The organism is Streptococcus oralis, assembly GCF_003942585.1.
GTDB classification, from domain to species: Bacteria; Bacillota; Bacilli; order Lactobacillales; family Streptococcaceae; genus Streptococcus; species Streptococcus oralis_BE.
Map to the genome: position 1 here is coordinate 576733 of NZ_RJNK01000001.1, position 16661 is coordinate 593393.

The 16661-nt window shown below is 42.6% G+C and carries 13 protein-coding genes and 1 other annotated feature; of the genes, 1 reads left to right on the plus strand and 12 read right to left on the minus strand.

Annotated features, from left to right (window positions below; all coding sequences use genetic code 11):
* Positions 1-56 precede the first annotated feature (56 nt).
* Complete coding sequence (locus tag D8862_RS02995; RefSeq protein WP_125448635.1) at positions 57-2393, minus strand: cation-translocating P-type ATPase; 2337 nt, start codon at positions 2391-2393, stop codon at positions 57-59.
* 132 nt (positions 2394-2525) lie between these two features.
* Here D8862_RS02995 and D8862_RS03000 point away from each other — a divergent pair, with 132 nt between their 5' ends.
* The gene (locus D8862_RS03000) at positions 2526-3275 is read left to right on the plus strand and encodes a lysophospholipid acyltransferase family protein (RefSeq protein WP_125448636.1); all 750 of its coding nucleotides are present in this window, start codon (positions 2526-2528) and stop codon (positions 3273-3275) included.
* A 42-nt stretch (positions 3276-3317) separates the two neighbouring features.
* On the opposite strand, the gene D8862_RS03005 is transcribed toward D8862_RS03000, so the two are convergent.
* The 11 genes from D8862_RS03005 to D8862_RS03055 form a co-directional block, all read right to left on the minus strand.
* On the minus strand, positions 3318-4010 hold the full coding sequence (locus D8862_RS03005; protein ID WP_125448637.1) for an alpha/beta hydrolase-fold protein: 693 nt from the start codon (positions 4008-4010) through the stop codon (positions 3318-3320).
* Positions 3991-5001 (minus strand): ABC transporter substrate-binding protein, encoded by a 1011-nt coding sequence (locus D8862_RS03010; RefSeq protein ID WP_125448638.1) that lies wholly within the window; start codon positions 4999-5001, stop codon positions 3991-3993. Before D8862_RS03010 ends, D8862_RS03005 begins: the two co-directional genes overlap by 20 nt.
* Positions 5002-5020: 19 nt before the next feature.
* Positions 5021-5776: an ABC transporter ATP-binding protein gene (locus D8862_RS03015; RefSeq protein WP_125448639.1), complete on the minus strand. Its 756-nt coding sequence runs from the start codon at positions 5774-5776 to the stop codon at positions 5021-5023.
* 1 nt (position 5777) lies between these two features.
* Entirely contained in the window at positions 5778-6824 is a 1047-nt protein-coding gene (locus D8862_RS03020) for a FecCD family ABC transporter permease (protein WP_125448640.1), read from the minus strand.
* Positions 6825-7191: 367 nt separating this feature from the next.
* Complete coding sequence (gene rpsO, locus D8862_RS03025; protein ID WP_001018251.1) at positions 7192-7461, minus strand: 30S ribosomal protein S15; 270 nt, start codon at positions 7459-7461, stop codon at positions 7192-7194.
* A gap of 144 nt (positions 7462-7605) precedes the next feature.
* Positions 7606-10314 carry an FtsX-like permease family protein gene (locus D8862_RS03030; RefSeq protein ID WP_185760831.1) on the minus strand — a complete coding sequence of 903 codons (2709 nt, stop codon included), beginning with the start codon at positions 10312-10314 and terminating at the stop codon, positions 7606-7608.
* Positions 10310-11011 carry an ABC transporter ATP-binding protein gene (locus D8862_RS03035; protein ID WP_125448642.1) on the minus strand — a complete coding sequence of 234 codons (702 nt, stop codon included), beginning with the start codon at positions 11009-11011 and terminating at the stop codon, positions 10310-10312. Before D8862_RS03035 ends, D8862_RS03030 begins: the two co-directional genes overlap by 5 nt.
* A 122-nt stretch (positions 11012-11133) precedes the next feature.
* Positions 11134-11826, minus strand: a complete 693-nt coding sequence (locus tag D8862_RS03040; protein WP_000240126.1) for a phosphoglycerate mutase — start codon at positions 11824-11826, stop codon at positions 11134-11136.
* Positions 11827-12014: 188 nt separating this feature from the next.
* Positions 12015-12395: a hypothetical protein gene (locus D8862_RS03045; protein ID WP_000856379.1), complete on the minus strand. Its 381-nt coding sequence runs from the start codon at positions 12393-12395 to the stop codon at positions 12015-12017.
* A 326-nt stretch (positions 12396-12721) separates the two neighbouring features.
* On the minus strand, positions 12722-15514 hold the full coding sequence (gene ileS, locus D8862_RS03050; protein ID WP_125448643.1) for an isoleucine--tRNA ligase: 2793 nt from the start codon (positions 15512-15514) through the stop codon (positions 12722-12724).
* Between the two features lie 45 nt (positions 15515-15559).
* Positions 15560-15766: a binding site (T-box leader), on the minus strand.
* Between the two features lie 2 nt (positions 15767-15768).
* Positions 15769-16653: a DivIVA domain-containing protein gene (locus D8862_RS03055; RefSeq protein ID WP_001123198.1), complete on the minus strand. Its 885-nt coding sequence runs from the start codon at positions 16651-16653 to the stop codon at positions 15769-15771.
* Between the last annotated feature and the right edge of the window lie 8 nt (positions 16654-16661).

Here is a 16661-nt window from a genome sequence, read left to right on the forward strand (position 1 = left end):
TTCAGCTAGCAATCTTGCACCTAAAAAGACCGCAATTCACAGATTGCAGCATTTCTTTATTTTTTCGCTTGGTAACGACTGGTTAGAATGAAAATCACAGTAAAGACAGCCATCATGACAAGGTAAACAGGGAATGTTTGTCCTGTCAAGGTCGAAATTTCAAGCATCTTTTGAATCATTGGGAAAAGAGCTGTAGCTAGGAAACCTCCCACAGACCAGACAATCAAGAGTACACGCCAGAGAGTAAATGGCATGCAGGCTCTAAATACGGATAAGAAACCAATTGACCCCAAGAGATAATAGAGGAGGGTTGACATTTCTATCTCAGTCCAGCCTTGACCCGCTCCAAATACTTTCACAAAAAGAACGCTGAACACGACCATGAGTGCACTTGGTAGAGCACGAAGCATGGATTTTCTGAGGAAGTTTGGTTCAACAGGTTTGATATTTCGCTCAAAAGTCAGAACGAATGGTGGGAAACCTTCCACGAATTGGTCGATCATGGTAATTTGAATCGGAATGAAAGGGAAAATCAAAATCCACTCAGACCGTCCCAGAAGAACACTGGCGATACAGATAACTGCCAACAGGAAGGAATAGATAGTTTTAATCAAGAAAATCGGTGCAATATGGGCAATGTTATTGACCACCCGACGGCCTTCAAAGAGAATCTCAGGAACATCATTAAAGTCTGAGTTCAAGAGAACTAGATTGGCAATCTGACGAGTCGCAGGATCTCCCTCAGCCATCACGATAGAACAATCCGCCTCACGAAGGGCCAAGATATCATTGACTCCGTCCCCTGTCATTGCTGTTGTATGCCCTGCTTTTTTCAGCGTTTGGATGATGAGTTTCTTTTGATGAGGGGAAACACGTCCGAAAATAGCTGTCTCTTCAGCCATGGCAATCAATTCCTCATCCGTGATTTTTGAGCAATCTACATAGCTGTGATAGTCTGCAAATCCAGCTTTCTGGGCAATGCTGGATACAGTGACCGGATTGTCCCCAGAAATGATTTTGAGGCCCACTTCTTGAGAACGGAGATAGTCTAGCGTCTCAGCCGCTCCTTCTCGAATGGGGTCCAAAATCTCCAGCAAGGCCAGGACCTGAATATCAGATGGTTTCTGTGGTTTGCGATGGTCTAATTTTTCCTGACTGAGGGCCAAGACCAAGACACGTGAACCTCTCTCCAAGGCCTCTCTGGCTTCAGGGACTTCAGAGTCCAGCAACATCTCAGGTGCACCTAAGAAAATCGTTCCCAAACCTTCCAACTCCATAGCTCCCCACTTGCGGTCGCTAGAGAAAGGAAGATTAGAAAGCATAGGGTAGGCAACCTCTCCTTGGAAACGCTGGCGAATGGCTTGGGCTGTTGGATTTTTATCCTCACTATGATATATATAGCTGGTCAGAATGCTGGCAATAGTCTCTTCACCATACGTTTCCGTCAGAGGAAGAACCGCCTCCACCTGCATCTTTCCTTGAGTGATGGTTCCCGTCTTGTCCAGACAGAGCATATCCACGCGCGCCAAGGTCTCAACAGAGTACATCTCCTGCACTAAAACCTTTTTCAAGCCCAGCTTGATCACCGCAGTCAAGAGTGAAGTAATGGTCAAAAGGGCAATTCCCTTGGGCAACATTCCCAAAAGGGCTGTTGACGAATTTACAACGGATGACTTGAGGGGCAAGCCTTTTATCATCAAGGCTTCCAGCAGGAGAGCTAGACCAAAGGGAATGATAATCTTCCCAGTAAAACCAGCTAGCTTGTCCAGTGATTTCATGATACGAGAGTTGATTGGTTTAACGGTCTTGGCTTCCAGCATGAGTTTGGAAGCATAGTTGTCTGCCCCGACATGGTGAACTTGAGCCAAAACAGCGCCACTGGCTAGGAAACTCCCTGATAAAAGCAAGGTATCCACTTCTTTTTGCACCAAATCACTCTCACCCGTTAACATGGCTTCATTGACTTCCGCAAAGCCTTCCAAAACCAAGGCATCACTAGGAATCTGCTCTCCTGCAGACAAACGAATGACATCTCCTAAAACCAATTCTTCTGGATTGAGAGCGACTTCTTGACCCTCACGGATGGTTTTGACCTTTTCCTTGGTCATGAGATTGAGCTTGTCCACCATATGTTTGGCCCGTAGCTCGGTCACAATCCCTGAAAAAGCGTTAAAGCAGATAACAGCAAAGAAGACCAAATTGCTCCAAGCCTGCACAAAGGCTAGCGCCAAAGCAATGGCAAAGTTTAAAGCGTTAAAAAGTGTAAAAACATTTCGTTTGATGATTTGCCAAGTACTGGTACTGGCTGAAGCAGTAAAATCATTAACCAAGGCCTTAGCCTGTCTTTCCTTGACTTCTCTTTGGGTTAATCCCATTATCTTATTTTTATCCATAAATTCTATCATATCATTTTTTTTTAAAGAATTCTAATCCCATCTAAAACTGTCCACTGATAACTGAAAAAGTTTGCCAGTAGTCTTTTGATAAGGTATAATAATAAAAGCAATACAATCGAAGGAGATCTCATGTTTTATACTTATTTGCGTGGACTAGTCATGCTGATCTTGTGGTCCATCAATGGCAATGCCCACTATCACAATACTGATAAAATCCCTAGTCAAGATGAAAACTATATCCTCGTCGCACCTCATCGTACCTGGTGGGATCCTGTTTACATGGCCTTTGCGACCAAGCCAAAACAGTTCATCTTTATGGCCAAAAAAGAGCTGTTTAACAACCGTATCTTTGGCTGGTGGATCCGTATGTGTGGCGCCTTTCCTATCGACCGGGAAAAACCTAACGCCTCTGCCATCAAGTACCCTATCAACGTCCTCAAAAAAAGCGACCGCTCTCTCATCATGTTCCCAAGCGGGAGCCGTCACTCAAACGATGTCAAGGGGGGAGTTGCCTTGATTGCCAAAATGGCCAAGGTCCGTATCATGCCTGTCACCTACACAGGTCCCATGACCTTAAAAGGTTTGGTTAGCCGTGAACGTGTCGATATGAACTTTGGAAATCCTATCGATATCTCAGACATCAAGAAAATGAATGATGAAGGGATTGAAATGGTTGCAGACCGTATCCAAGCAGAATTCCAACGTTTGGATGAAGAAACCAAGCAATGGCACAATGATAAAAAACCAAACCCACTCTGGTGGTTTGTCCGCATCCCTGCCCTCATTCTTGCTGTGATTGTTGGTATCCTAACGATTATCTTTACTTTCGTCGCAAGCTTTATCTGGAATCCAGATAAGAAGAGAGAGAAACTTGGTTAAAAAATACAATTATCCCTTGGCTTTTGCCAAGGGATAATTCTTTTATTCGATTTTCCATTTTTGGGCCAACCAGTTGGAAAAGGCTAGAAAGCGCTCAGCCACTTGCTCATGATGCCCATAAGGATCAAAGACAAACTGATCAGTCGGATAGCGCTTCTGAAGACTAGTATGGATTTCCTCAGCATAGACTGGAGCTTGAGCCAAGCGATTGGTATGATGGGCTCCTTCTGTTTGACCATTTAGTATATACAGCAAGCAGTCCAGATTCTTCAACTTTTGTTCCTTGCAGTAAGCCACAAAATCAGGATACCAAAAGGAACCACAGATAGAGAAGATACATGAGACCTTGTCAAATCCGAAAAGACTGTATACTGCCGCCAAACCACCCAGTGAATATCCTCCATAAGCAAGACGATCTTCGTCCAGGTGATAAAGCGACTGCAACTTGTCTAAAAGACCTCCAAATAATTGACCATGATAGGCAGTTGCCTGACCACCAAAATCTGGAGCCCCCTCTCTCAGAGCAGATGCCTTCCAGGGAGTGTAGTCGTCTAGGCGATTTTTAGAGGACAAGCCCACTAAAATCACAGATTCAGAAAGGGAAGATAGGAAATCCAAGTCTCCATCATTCAAGAGAATCGCTGGATAGGTTTGATTGGGATCATAGATCGAAGGAAGGCTGACCTTAACTTGGATCCCTTCCCAATCAAACTCATTATTTATTGATAAAGTCATTGATTTTCTCAAGGGAATCAATCACTGCTGGACCATAGTCCATCAACTCATCGTAAGAGATAGTCATGATTTTTTGATTCTTAATAGCAGGAACATTTTCCAAAACAGCATTTTTCTTCATCAACTCTACAGCGTTGGCATCCAATTTTTTATTGCGGTCGCTGGTCACATAGATAATCAACTCAGGATCCATTGACACGAGATTTTCCAAGGTCAAGCCTGATGTTCCCGTTGCAACGTTTGTATAACCAAGTTGATTCAACAAGCTCTCTTGCAAAGCAGACTTGTATGCACCGAAGGTTTCGTCATTATAAGCAACCATAATCAAAGCCTTTTTCTTTTCACCTTGGCTTGCTGGGTTTGCTTTCTTAACAGCATCAATTTTAGCTTGTAACTGGGCTGCGTATTCATTGGCCTTGTCCTGAACATTAAAAATCATTCCAAGATTTTTGACATCTTCTACAATATTCCCCAAATCTTGCTGAATCGTTGATAGAGAGGCTTTTTGTGTATAGACTGGGATTTTGTTTTCATTCCAAGTGCTAACTGTCCCCAAGGATTTTTCAGAAAACATCATGTTTCGACCCATCACAGCGTCTGGCTCATAAGAAAGGACTGTTTCTTGTGAGACTGTTTTTTTATCCCCAATTTGAGGAATAGTCGCAATCGCGTCCTTGTATTTGTCCGTCACAGCATTATCAGGGTTAAACATGCCAGCAATTTTATCCTTCAATCCTAACTCCAATAAGATTTCAGTGGTTGAAAGATTGTTGGTGATAACTTTTTCAGGTGCCTTGTCAAAGACTTGTTCGACTTCATTTCCCTTAGCATCATAGGTTTTGACCGTTAGTGGATAAGTTGTCTCTGTGCTGGCCTTTTGACTTGTTTCTGTGCTAGATTGTGTGGTAGCTTTTTCTGTAGTAGTATTGCCACAAGCTGCCATCGTTAATGTTGCTACTGTTACGAGTAAAATACTGAGTGTTTTTTTCATTTTGTTTTCCTTTTTATTCTTATAAATAGTGAATCATGGCTTGCTGATCCTCGGTCCAAGTAACCTGACTTTGAACTCCGTATACAGTTTGCAATGACTCAGGGGTGATGGTCTCCTTTGGAGTTCCTTGGTAAAGGATTTCTCCCTCTTTCATCAGATAGAGATAATCCGAATAGCGACAAGCAAGTTGAATATCATGCAGGACAGCTAGAACATTGACCTTGAGATTCTTCACAATGGCCAACAAGTCTAACTGGTACTTGATATCCAGGTGATTGGTTGGTTCGTCCAGGAGCAAGAGAGTCGGTTCTTGCGCCAAGGCGCGTGCCAACAAGACTCGCTGTTTTTCCCCACCTGACAGGGACGAATAGAGACGAGTTTTCTTCTCAAGCATATCCACCTTGACGAGAGCATCTTGAACGAGGGCATAATCCCTTTCCTTTTCCTTCTCTAAAAAAGAGAGGTGGGGGGTTCTTCCCAGCAAGACGATTTCTTCAACTGTACAATCAAACTGCAATTGATTAAACTGGGTGACAACTGCCATTTGCTTGGCTGTTTCTTTGAGCGTCCATTGTTCCAGAGACTTTCCATCTAGGCTTATCAAGCCTTTGTCCGCCTTTTCCTGACGATAGAGGAGTTTAAGTAGACTGGTTTTCCCGCTTCCATTTGGTCCTAATATCGTGTGAAATTGATTCCCTTCAACCTTAAGAGAGACTCCTTTGAGGATTTTTTTCTCTCCTAGTCCAAAATGGATATCCTGACAAATCAAGTCCATATCAGACCCTCACCTCCCTTCGCCTACCTCCAACAATGTAGATAAAGAAGGGAGCACCTACTAAGGCTGTGAAAATACCAATAGGCAACTCTGCGTTTGGAATGATGATACGAGAGAGTACATCTGCCCAGATGACAAAGAGGGCACCCAGTAAGGTCGCAACGGGAAAAAGTCTCCTGTAATTCGTTCCTACTAACCCTCGAGCTAAGTGGGGAGTAATCAGACCAACAAATCCAATAATCCCACAAGTTGCCACCAAGACTGCTGTCAGCACAGCTACCATGGTCACATAAAGATACCAATAAAAGCGTAAGGGAATCCCCAAAGTTAAAGCAGCCTCATCTCCCATCATCATCGCATTGAAAACACGATACTGAGTAGAGAAAAATAGAAAGGCCATTCCAACTACTATAGTTGGCAGGACTAAGTCAGACCATGTAGTTCCGGCAAGCGAACCCATGGTCCAAAACTTAATGGTCATCACACTGTCCGCATTAGCGCCGACTGAAATAATAAAGTTGGAAAAAGCTAAAAAGAGAGCATTGACCACCGTTCCTGATAAGATCAGACTAGAAGTCGTCATCCTTCCCTGCATAGAGGCAATGATGAGGACAGCAATTGTTGCCAAAATAGCTCCAAGAAAAGCTCCAAGGCTAATCATCACTTTCAAACCAAGAATGATGCTCAAGGTTGCACCCAGAGTTGCACCCGCAGAGATGCCTAAGACATAGGGCTCAGCGATGGGGTTGTTCACTGTGGACTGCATCACACTACCACACATAGAAAGGCCAGCCCCTACTATCAAGCCTAACAATACTCGGGGGAATCTCATGTTCCATACAATAGCAAGAGTAGACTTGGAAACCTCTCCTATTTCAAGAGGAAAACCCAACCTGCTCAAAATTATCCGATAGGTATCTCCTAAATCAATCGCAACGGACCCCATAGAAACAGCTAGAAAAAGTGAAATTCCTAAAACACTTAGCAAAATACCTAAAAGTAACACAAATTGCAGGTCCTGTCGGCTTCCAGAAAATTTGGAAAGCATGCAAACCTCCTTTGATAGAATCTTAAAAATTTAGAAAATTCTCATGAAAAGTATACCATATTTCTATTAGATGAACAAGGATGGAGACATATATAGAAAAAGCCCTCTGAAGTCAGAGAGCTGATTTGAGCTCGGGCTAAAATCCATACAAAAGAAAAAAGCTACCCAATTTAGAGTAGCCTCATTATCAAGATATGCTCAATTGAACACGGCCTAAGCAAGCGGATAAAAACAAAAAGCCCTCTGAAATCAGAGAGCTTTATTCTTGCTGGATAAAACGTTTATAGACTAGGCGACAAGCCGAAGATTGTACTGATGGTACATCGAGGCGAAGGCAACGAAGTATAGAAACATTTTAGACGCAAGATTAACGACGAAGTCCTAGAGAGTTGATTAACTCACGGTAACGGTTAACGTCGTTTTTACGCAAGTATGCAAGCAAGTTACGACGGCGACCGATTTTCTTCATCAATCCACGGTAAGTAGCGTGGTCTTTTTTGTGTTGTTTGATGTGTTCGTTAAGGTGGTTGATTTCCCAAGTAAGGACAGCAACTTGAACCTCTACTGAACCTGTATCACCTTCGTGACGTGCATATTGTGCGATGATTTCATTTTTTTTCTCTTTTGAGATTGCCATGATGTTTCTCCTTTTTATTTGGCTTCATCCGAGTGACAGGTTGGCATGCCTGTAACCAAGAAGAAGTTATTTGTCTTTACGACAGTTCTTATTCTACCAAGAAGCAGAGACTTTGTCAACTGATTTACTGTTTAAAACCTTGAATTACTCTACTGATTTCAGGGCTTCGAGCATATCCACCTTTCTCAAGTGGTGATTGACAAAGAGGCCCAGTAAGGCTAAGATTACAGTCACTGCGACGATTGGAAGAGCATAGACTTCCCAGCTGACTCGTGGATAAAAAAGTATGGTGGCCGGTGAAATCATTTGAATCAAAAATTGATGTAAATAGTGGCCAGCTACCAAACCGAGAGCAATTCCCACAAGGGACAGCACCATAGTCTCACGGTAGATATAGAGGGTCACTTCTTTATTATGGAAACCGAGAACCTTGATAGTGGAAAGTTCACGGATACGTTCTGCAACATTGATGTTAGTGAGATTGTAGAGAATGACAATGGCTAGCAAGACGGAAACAAGGACAAGGATTGCCATGGTTTTATTGAGCGAACTAGCCACGGATTCAAAGAGATGGATGGCCGTCGCATTTTGGACGACCCCAGAAACAGCTGCTTTTTCCATAAAGGTAGCAGCTTCTTTCTCAGTATTGGATGGTGTTGGCTCTTTTAATTTTACTAGGTAAGTATTCTCTTTCGGACTGGTACCGTACACTTGTTCGTAAGTCGCTCGGTTGAGATAAACAAAGTGTCCAACATAGTTTTCAGAAATCGCCGCGACTTTGATTTCTTTCCCATCAAGCTCTAGCTTGTCTCCAACCCTAACACCTGCTAGTTGAGCTAGTTTTTGACTCACGACAGCTCCATCAGTGATCTCCACCTCTTGCCCATTTTCCTGTAATGCGATAAAGGGCTTGAAGTCTTCTCTGCTTGTAACCATTATGGTGATAGTCTGAAGTCCTGCTTTTCCTTTGAAATCTTTTTCAATGGATTTAGAGTAAATCTTTTGGTAAGCATGAATAGGCTCAGTTTGCAAGGCACTTTCTAGATCTGCTTTTTCTTGCTCAGTTGCACTGCTCTTTTCTGCCACAATCATCTGGTATTGCTGGATTTGTTCAAATTGACGCTCTACAACTCCTCCCACAGAAGACTGAATGCCAAGACCTGCAAATAGGAGAGCAACCGAACCCGCAACTCCAAAAATGGTCATCAACATTCGTTGCTTATAACGGAAAATATTTCGCGCTGTAACCTTATGAGTGAAGCTCAAACGACTCCAAATAAAGCTCAGGCGTTCCAGCAAAATCTTTGATCCCTTAACGGGTGGTTTGGGGAGCAAGAGTTGAGCTGCTTCATCGTGTAATTCCCTCCGCGCCACCAGATAAGCTGGCAAGACACTGGATACCCAACTTAAGGTTAGGGCAAGAAGGCTATAAGACCAATAGAAATACTCCTGACTTTTACCAACAACCATTCCAGTTGTTATAACATCCGAAATCACGCCTGCAAGGAGATAATGTCCTAGAAGCGTTCCTATAATGGTTCCTACAGTTCCTGCAAGAAAACCATAAAGGACAAACTTGGCAATTATATCTTGATTTCGGTAACCTAGGGCCTTGAAAATACCAGCATTGGTACGTTCTTCATCTACAAAGCGAGTCATAGTAGTAAAGGTCACCATTGCAGCAACCATATAAAGCACCACGGGGAAGATATTCCCGACAGAACGAATACTTGCTGAAGCGTTACTGTACATGAGATAGCCTTGACCACCTGGCATGGTTTGGCGGTTGTATACATGGTATTTCGGCTCTGCCAGTTCATCCAGCTCTTTCTGACGTTGTTCAAGCTTCTCTTTTTCCTTGGCTAGATTACTCTCTGTCTGAGCCAGTTTTTCTTTTTTAGTTGCCAGTTCTTCCTTAGCTTTTGTCAGCTGTCCCTTGGTTTGACTCTTTTGCGGTTCTGGTAAAGCGGTAGCTTGTTCTTCTTGCGTTTTCAAGCGACTTTCAGCCTGTTCTAACTGACTTTTGCCATTTTGAAGGTTGCTTTCAGCTGTTTGGAGCTGTTCTTTCCCATTTTCCAAGCTCTTTTGCCCAGTTATTTTGATGCTTGCTAATCGTTTTTGACCATTATCAGCTAGCAAGTCTTGCAACTCTTCCTGATGTTGAGCTCGTTTGGTCTTATAGTCTGATGAAAAAGCACCCAGATTTTTTAAATCGTCATAGCGCACTCGCGCAATACTATAAACATCTGAGTCAAACTGACTAGGTAAAATCACTCCATAGCCAGCCAAGCTTCCATTTCCACTACTAGCTCCTCCCAAGTCTTCTTGAGAAAGCATCTCACCCGACTGAACAAATCCAGTAATGGTGAAAGATTGGGATTTTAGGACGGACTTACCTTCTTCTTTCTTGCTAAAGGTGATAGTCTGCCCAATCTGATAGCGGTCTTTCCAGAAATCAGCCAAGGCAATTTCCTCATCAGCCTCTGGCAGTCGCCCTTCCGTCACTTGGAAGGTTGAAATGCTCTCTGGCTTGGAATAAAGTCGAACCGCTTCTTCACTATTTTCAACGGTTAGGTCTGCCATATAACCAAACTCAACACTTGCTCCTTGAAGGGTCTTTAATTCGTCTTGGTCTTCTTTGTCCAAGCCATAATCAGCTATCACTGCCAGATCTAGGGTATTGGCTTTACGGAGATAATCCCCTGCCGTACGTTCCATATTTGTACTGGCTACTTTGAGACCTACTAGGGCTAGAGAACCCAGCATCATCAAGGTCAAGATAGATAAAAAGCGTCCCTTGGAAGCAGTCACCGACTGGAGCAAGTCTTTTCGGTATGTTTTTTTCATGCTAATACTCCAATTTATCGATAGCCTGTGGATGCTCATTGATTGTTACTCTCATAACAGTAGCATCGCGCATGTGAATCACCCTATCTGCGATAGGAGCTAGCGCGCCATTGTGGGTTACGATAATCACCGTCGCTCCCTTTTGACGTGACATGTCTTGGAGAATCTTCAAGACTTGCTTCCCCGTCTGGTAATCCAAGGCACCTGTCGGTTCATCGCAGAGGAGAATCTTAGGATTTTTGGCTACTGCGCGTGCGATGGAAACTCGTTGTTGCTCCCCTCCAGAAAGCTGGGCTGGAAAATTATTCAGGCGATGAGCCAGACCTACGTCTTTGAGCACTTGCTCTGGATCCAAGGCATCTGTCACGATTTCTGAAGCCAGTTCCACATTTTCCTTGGCTGTCAGATTGGAGACCAGATTGTAAAATTGAAAAACAAAGCCTACATCTTCACGACGATAGTTTGTTCGTTGGTGCGAACTATAGTTGGCAATATTGGCACCATCAATCCAAATCTCCCCCTCATCATTGGTATCCATACCTCCTAAAAGATTGAGAACGGTTGATTTTCCAGCACCTGAAGCGCCAAGGATAATGACCAGCTCCCCCTTTTCAATTTCAAAATTCACATCACGATTAGCCACAATCTCCGTATCCCCAACCTGGTAACGCTTGTAGCTGTGTTTCATTTCAATATAGGCCATCGTCCTTCCCTCTTTCTTACAATCAAGTCACTCTTTACTATCATTATAACGCTTTTTTAACTAGTTGAAAACTAGAAGCAAACACAAAAAAGCCTAGGATTCCTAGGCTTTCTGTTTATAGATTATTTTCCAAGGTAGTATTCAGAAACTACGTTCAATTTTTCATCGAATTCGAATACCAATGGTGGGAAGTTAGGGATTTCCACGTCCATGATTTCGTCGTCTGACAAGCGTTTGATGTGTTTTACAAGGGCACGGATTGAGTTACCGTGAGCTCCTACGAATACGTTTTTACCATCTTTAAGTGCTGGAGCGATTTTGTCTTCCCAGAATGGAAGGGCACGTTCCAAAGTCACTTTCAAGTTTTCAGCATCTGGGATAACTGAGTCGTCAAGTGAAGCGTAACGACGGTCAGTGTGCGCTGAGTGCTCATCGTCACGGTCCATGTTTGGAGGCAATACATCATATGAACGACGCCAGATGTGTACTTGCTCATCACCAAATTGTTCAGCAGCTTCAGCCTTGTTTTTACCAGTCAAACCACCGTAGTGACGTTCGTTCAAGCGCCATGATTTTTCAACTGGAACCCACAATTGGTCAGCAGCTTCAAGAGCCAAGTTTGTAGTTTTGATCGCACGTTTCAATACTGAAGTGTAAGCTTGGTCAAATTCGATACCAGCTTCTTTGATCAATTTACCAGCGTCAATCGCTTGTTGTGTTCCTTTTTCAGACAAATCAACATCAGCCCAACCAGTGAAAAGGTTAGCTTTGTTCCATTCAGACTCACCGTGGCGAGCAAAAACCAATTTTACCATTAGATGGATTCTCCTTTTATTTTTCGAGGTTTCCCTCGTTTATCTATTCTATTTTACACAATTTTTCACAAAAAAGCTAGTCAAAATCAACTAAAAAGAGAAGAGCTTATCAGTCTTCTCTTTATCACACTATCATAATTGTTCTCGATAGACGATGAAATAGTCCCGTCCAAATAATTGGAAAACTACTACTCTTCAATTACAAATTTTTTCAATGTTCCAAAGTAAAGTGAACCACCAATAATGGTTAGAATTCCACCTACCCATCCCAAAAATGGAATCAAGCCGACCGCACCACCTACAATGAGCAAAACAGAAGGTGCATTCGTAACACGTTCATCATCTTTATAATAAACAATAGCCACAATTCCCAATACTAAAACAGCAATTTTAACCAATGACAAAATAATTGAGAGCCCTGTCAATGTCCCAACCGTTACATCTGCGTCTTCAGTTGCCGCAGCAGCTCCAACAGCCATGATAAACATGATGACTGGCGCTAAAAGCAATACAATTCCTGAAATAAGACCAAAAATAGCGTTGACACGAGCAAGTGTATTTGTTTTCATAATAATCTCCTTAAAATTTTTATAGGTATTATTCTATCATAATTTATCTAAAAATTAAACAGTCTTATAAAATTTTATAATAAATATTGATTTTCAAAAAATAATTTTAAGTTCTATAGTCTCTTTATAATTAGTGGAAATATAAAATTATGAGAAAACTGAATAGTTGATTATGTTAATTATCTGCACGGGCAGGCCAGGAAGAACTTCATTTGAGGAAATGGACTAGTAAATTTTCCCATGATAAAACGCATAATATCAAAGCACTTGAACTCTTGATATTACGCGTTTTTATGATTTTAGCGACCTTTCTCAGTCTATTCTGATTATTTCGCTTCAAATCCTTCTGCGACTGCATCCGCAAAGTTTTCTTCTACGATGCTTGCACAGTGGTCACAGATAACTGCATGGTAACTGCGTTCAGCAGTAGTTGGATCGATACGACGGCAACGGTCACAAACTTCACCTGCAGCGCGTTCAACTGTGAAGGCAACATCCTCAAAGCTAACTACGCCTTCTGGAGCTGATCCTTCTGCAATAGTCAAGTCTGACACGATCAAAAGTTGAGCTACATTGCTGTTTACTGCTTCAAGCAAAGTTTTCACCACTTCATTTGGATAAACTGTCAAGTGGGCTTCAAGTGATTTACCGATTACTTTTGCATTACGAGCTGCTTCCAAGGCTTTTTGAGCCTGTCCACGGAAGTCCATGAAGGCTGCCCATGTATCCAAGATTTCTTCTTGGTTGGCAAAAGTTTCAGCTTCTGGTAATTCTGACAATTGAACGAATTCCTCTGCTTCAAACTCAAGATATGACCAGATTTCTTCCGCAGTGTGAGGAAGGATTGGTGTCAAGAGTTTGGTGATTTTCACAAGAATGTCATAGAAGACTGTTTGCATTTGACGGCGTTCGAGTGATTTGGCACCTTCAATGTAGACAACATCTTTGGCAAAATCAAGGTAGAAGGCTGACAAGTCAACATTGATAAAGTTTACCAAGGCCTTGTAGATTGTCAAGAATTCAAAGTTAGCATAAGCGTCACGAATGGTCTTGACAAGTTGGTTAAAGCGGATAGTCATGTACTTATCAACAGAACGAAGTTCTTCATAAGCTACAGCATCCACAGCTGGGTTAAAGTCAGAAGTGTTGGCAATCAAGAAACGAAGGGTGTTACGGATCTTACGGTAAGTTTCAGAGACTTGGCTCAAGATATCCATAGAGATACGCACGTCGTTGCTTGAGTCAACACTTGTTACCCAGAGGCGCAAGATTTCCGCACCAAATTGTTTTTCAACATCACTTGGAGCAATGGTATTCCCAAGAGATTTAGACATCTTCTCACCTTTACCATCAAGGGCAAAACCTTGTGACAAGATTTGTCTGTAAGGAGCAACGCCATGGTTAGCAACAGATGTGATAAGTGATGAGTTGAACCAACCACGGTACTGGTCAGAACCTTCAAGGTAAAGATCTGCTGGATATTTGAGTTCTGGACGGTTGACCACTACTCCATTCCATGATGAACCTGAGTCAAACCATACGTCCATGATATCTGTTTCTTTCTTGAACTCGCCATTTGGTGAACCTGGATGAGTAAATCCTTCTGGCAAGAGGTCCTTAGCATCACGTTCCCACCAGATGATAGAACCATGTTCCTCAAAGAGTTGAGCTACATGTTCAATAGTCTCAGCAGTCATGATTGGCGTTCCGTCTTCAGCATAGAAGATTGGAAGGGGAACTCCCCAAGCACGTTGACGAGAGATAACCCAGTCGCCACGGTCACGAATCATATTGTAAAGACGAACTTTACCCCATTCTGAGTGGAACTTCACTTTTTCAATTTCATCCAAGATTTCTTGGCGGAATTTAGATACAGAGGCAAACCACTGTGGCACTGCACGCCAGATGATTGGTTTTTTCGTACGCCAGTCAAATGGATAGGAGTGAGAGATTTCTTCTTGCGCAAGGAGAAGATTACCAAGTTTTTCGATAACAGTTGGTACAACCTTGTCATAGAATTGACCTTCAAAGTCAGAGCCAGCATTGGCCATCATAATACCGCGTTCGTTAACTGTTACAGCAACTTCAAGACCGTTAGCAACACCGACATTGTAGTCGTCCTCACCAAAACCAGGGGCTGTATGGACGATACCAGTACCAGAGTCAGTCGTAACGTGGTCACCAAGGATTACCAACTCATCTACAGCCGTATCCCAAGGGTGAGCTGTTACGATATGGTTCAATTCTTGACCACGGTAGGTTGCCAAGACCTGAACATCAGCCCAACCAAATTTCTCAGAAAGACTATTCAACAATTCTGAAGCAATCACAAACTTACGAGATTCACCAGCTGGTTGTACGACTACGTAGTCAATATCCGCTCCAACAGTCAAACCACGAGAAGCTGTGATAGTAAATGGAGTTGTGGTCCAGACAACGATATAAGTATCTGTATCTAGAACACCTTTTCCGTCTTTGACGCGGTTAGCATAGTAAAGGGAAGTTGAAAGCAAGTCATGGTATTCAATTTCCGCTTCTGCAAGAGCTGATTCAGATGACCATGACCAGTAAACTGGCTTGGCACCACGGTAGATATAGCCTTTTTTAGCCATTTCACCAAAGACACGGATTTGAGCTGCTTCATAGTCTGGAGTCAAAGTCACATAAGGATTTTCCCAGTCACCAGAAACACCCAAACGTTTAAAGTCTTCTCGTTGTTTATCTACTTGAGAAAGAGCATAATCACGGCAAAGTTTCAAGTACTCAACCAAGTCCATTTCTTTGCGTTTAACACCTTGTTTTGCCAATACTTGCTCGATTGGCAGACCATGTGTATCCCAACCTGGAATATAAGGCGCATAAAATCCTGACATCGATTTCGAACGAACAATAATATCTTTAGAAATCTTGTTCATGGCGTGCCCAACGTGGATATTTCCGTTGGCATAGGGAGGGCCATCATGCAAGGTAAAATGCGGTTTTCCTTGGTTCAATTCTTGACGACGTTGGTAAAGTTTCGCTTCGTCCCACTCTTTTTGCCATAGTGGTTCTTTAGTAGGAAGTCCAGCACGCATTGGAAATTCAGTTTTTCCAAGATTTAGGGTATCTTTGAGTTTCATTATATCTCCTTTATTATATAGACAAATTAAAAACCACGAATCGCTAAAAAGGACGAAAATCGTGGTACCACCTTTGTTCGGAAAAAGACTTTGTCTTTTCCCCTCTTGTCCCGTAACGTGGGCAACGTCCAATCTTACTCTTTTCAGACTGGATTGCTTGAGAGGATAATCTGACCACTAGGGATTGCAGGACTCACACCATCTCCTACTCGCTGAAAATATAGTTAGTCAGATATTGTTCTCACATTTATTTCTTATAATATTGTAACGGATTCTTGTTGTGCTTCATGTCTAGTAGTTGAAGAAGCAGTTCCAGTTGCCGATGGCGATACTGAGAAATACTCTGTCACGATTTCTGAATCCTCATGTTGTGGCTCAACTGAATGAGACTGTATCTCTTCTACAACCGTATTGATGTCTAACACATGACTTTCCGCTTGACTGTTAGCCTGCTGAGCTTCAAACTCAGCTAATTCTTTGTTACCTGCTTCGATGCGGGCTTGTAACTCCGCCATTTCTTCAGGTGAAAATTGACGAGTCACATCAATCGGCTCTTCTTCTGGTTGCGATGGAACAGCTTCTCCCAAGACCTCTCCTACAACTTCCTTAAAGGCTTCATCACTTGTTTGGAGATAAGTCGCAGTCGGACGAAGAATGTCTTCCCAATCTGAAGATTCGACAATTGCCAACTGGCTCTCAATCGTAGACTTGAGGCGTTGATGGAATACACGACTCTTGTTCTTCAACTCTTCTGTCTCAACAGCTACTTTCTTAGCATTATCTGTTGCCTGACGTAGGATTTCATTAGCCTTGTATTTCGCCTCTTCAAGGAGACGCTGGGCATCTTGCTCAGCCTGTTGAATAATATTGTTTGAGCGCTCTTGAGCAGCTTGCTTTACACGTTCAGCCGTATCTTGAGCAATCAAAACAGACTGGCTCAACGAATCCTTCATCTCATCAAAGTAAGATAAGCGCTCTTCTAAACTTCTAATGTGTCTTTCCATTTCGTGATTATTGCGAACTAAGTCCTCGTAATCACGAACAACAATATCAAGAAATTCATCTACTTCTTCTGGATCAAACCCTCTGAATTTCGTAGAAAAGGTTTTATCTTTAATTTCTAATGATGTAATTGGCATACTTTTCC

Excerpts from the sequence above, each read along its gene's own strand:
- D8862_RS02995 (WP_125448635.1), bottom strand. The coding sequence starts at position 2,393 with ATGGATAAAAATAAGATAATGGGATTAACCCAAAGAGAAGTCAAGGAA.
- D8862_RS03000 (WP_125448636.1), top strand. The coding sequence starts at position 2,526 with ATGTTTTATACTTATTTGCGTGGACTAGTCATGCTGATCTTGTGGTCC.
- D8862_RS03005 (WP_125448637.1), bottom strand. The coding sequence starts at position 4,010 with ATGACTTTATCAATAAATAATGAGTTTGATTGGGAAGGGATCCAAGTT.
- D8862_RS03010 (WP_125448638.1), bottom strand. The coding sequence starts at position 5,001 with ATGAAAAAAACACTCAGTATTTTACTCGTAACAGTAGCAACATTAACG.
- D8862_RS03015 (WP_125448639.1), bottom strand. The coding sequence starts at position 5,776 with ATGGACTTGATTTGTCAGGATATCCATTTTGGACTAGGAGAGAAAAAA.
- D8862_RS03020 (WP_125448640.1), bottom strand. The coding sequence starts at position 6,824 with ATGCTTTCCAAATTTTCTGGAAGCCGACAGGACCTGCAATTTGTGTTA.
- rpsO (WP_001018251.1), bottom strand. The coding sequence starts at position 7,461 with ATGGCAATCTCAAAAGAGAAAAAAAATGAAATCATCGCACAATATGCA.
- D8862_RS03035 (WP_125448642.1), bottom strand. The coding sequence starts at position 11,011 with ATGGCCTATATTGAAATGAAACACAGCTACAAGCGTTACCAGGTTGGG.
- D8862_RS03040 (WP_000240126.1), bottom strand. The coding sequence starts at position 11,826 with ATGGTAAAATTGGTTTTTGCTCGCCACGGTGAGTCTGAATGGAACAAA.
- D8862_RS03045 (WP_000856379.1), bottom strand. The coding sequence starts at position 12,395 with ATGAAAACAAATACACTTGCTCGTGTCAACGCTATTTTTGGTCTTATT.
- ileS (WP_125448643.1), bottom strand. The coding sequence starts at position 15,514 with ATGAAACTCAAAGATACCCTAAATCTTGGAAAAACTGAATTTCCAATG.
- D8862_RS03055 (WP_001123198.1), bottom strand. The coding sequence starts at position 16,653 with ATGCCAATTACATCATTAGAAATTAAAGATAAAACCTTTTCTACGAAA.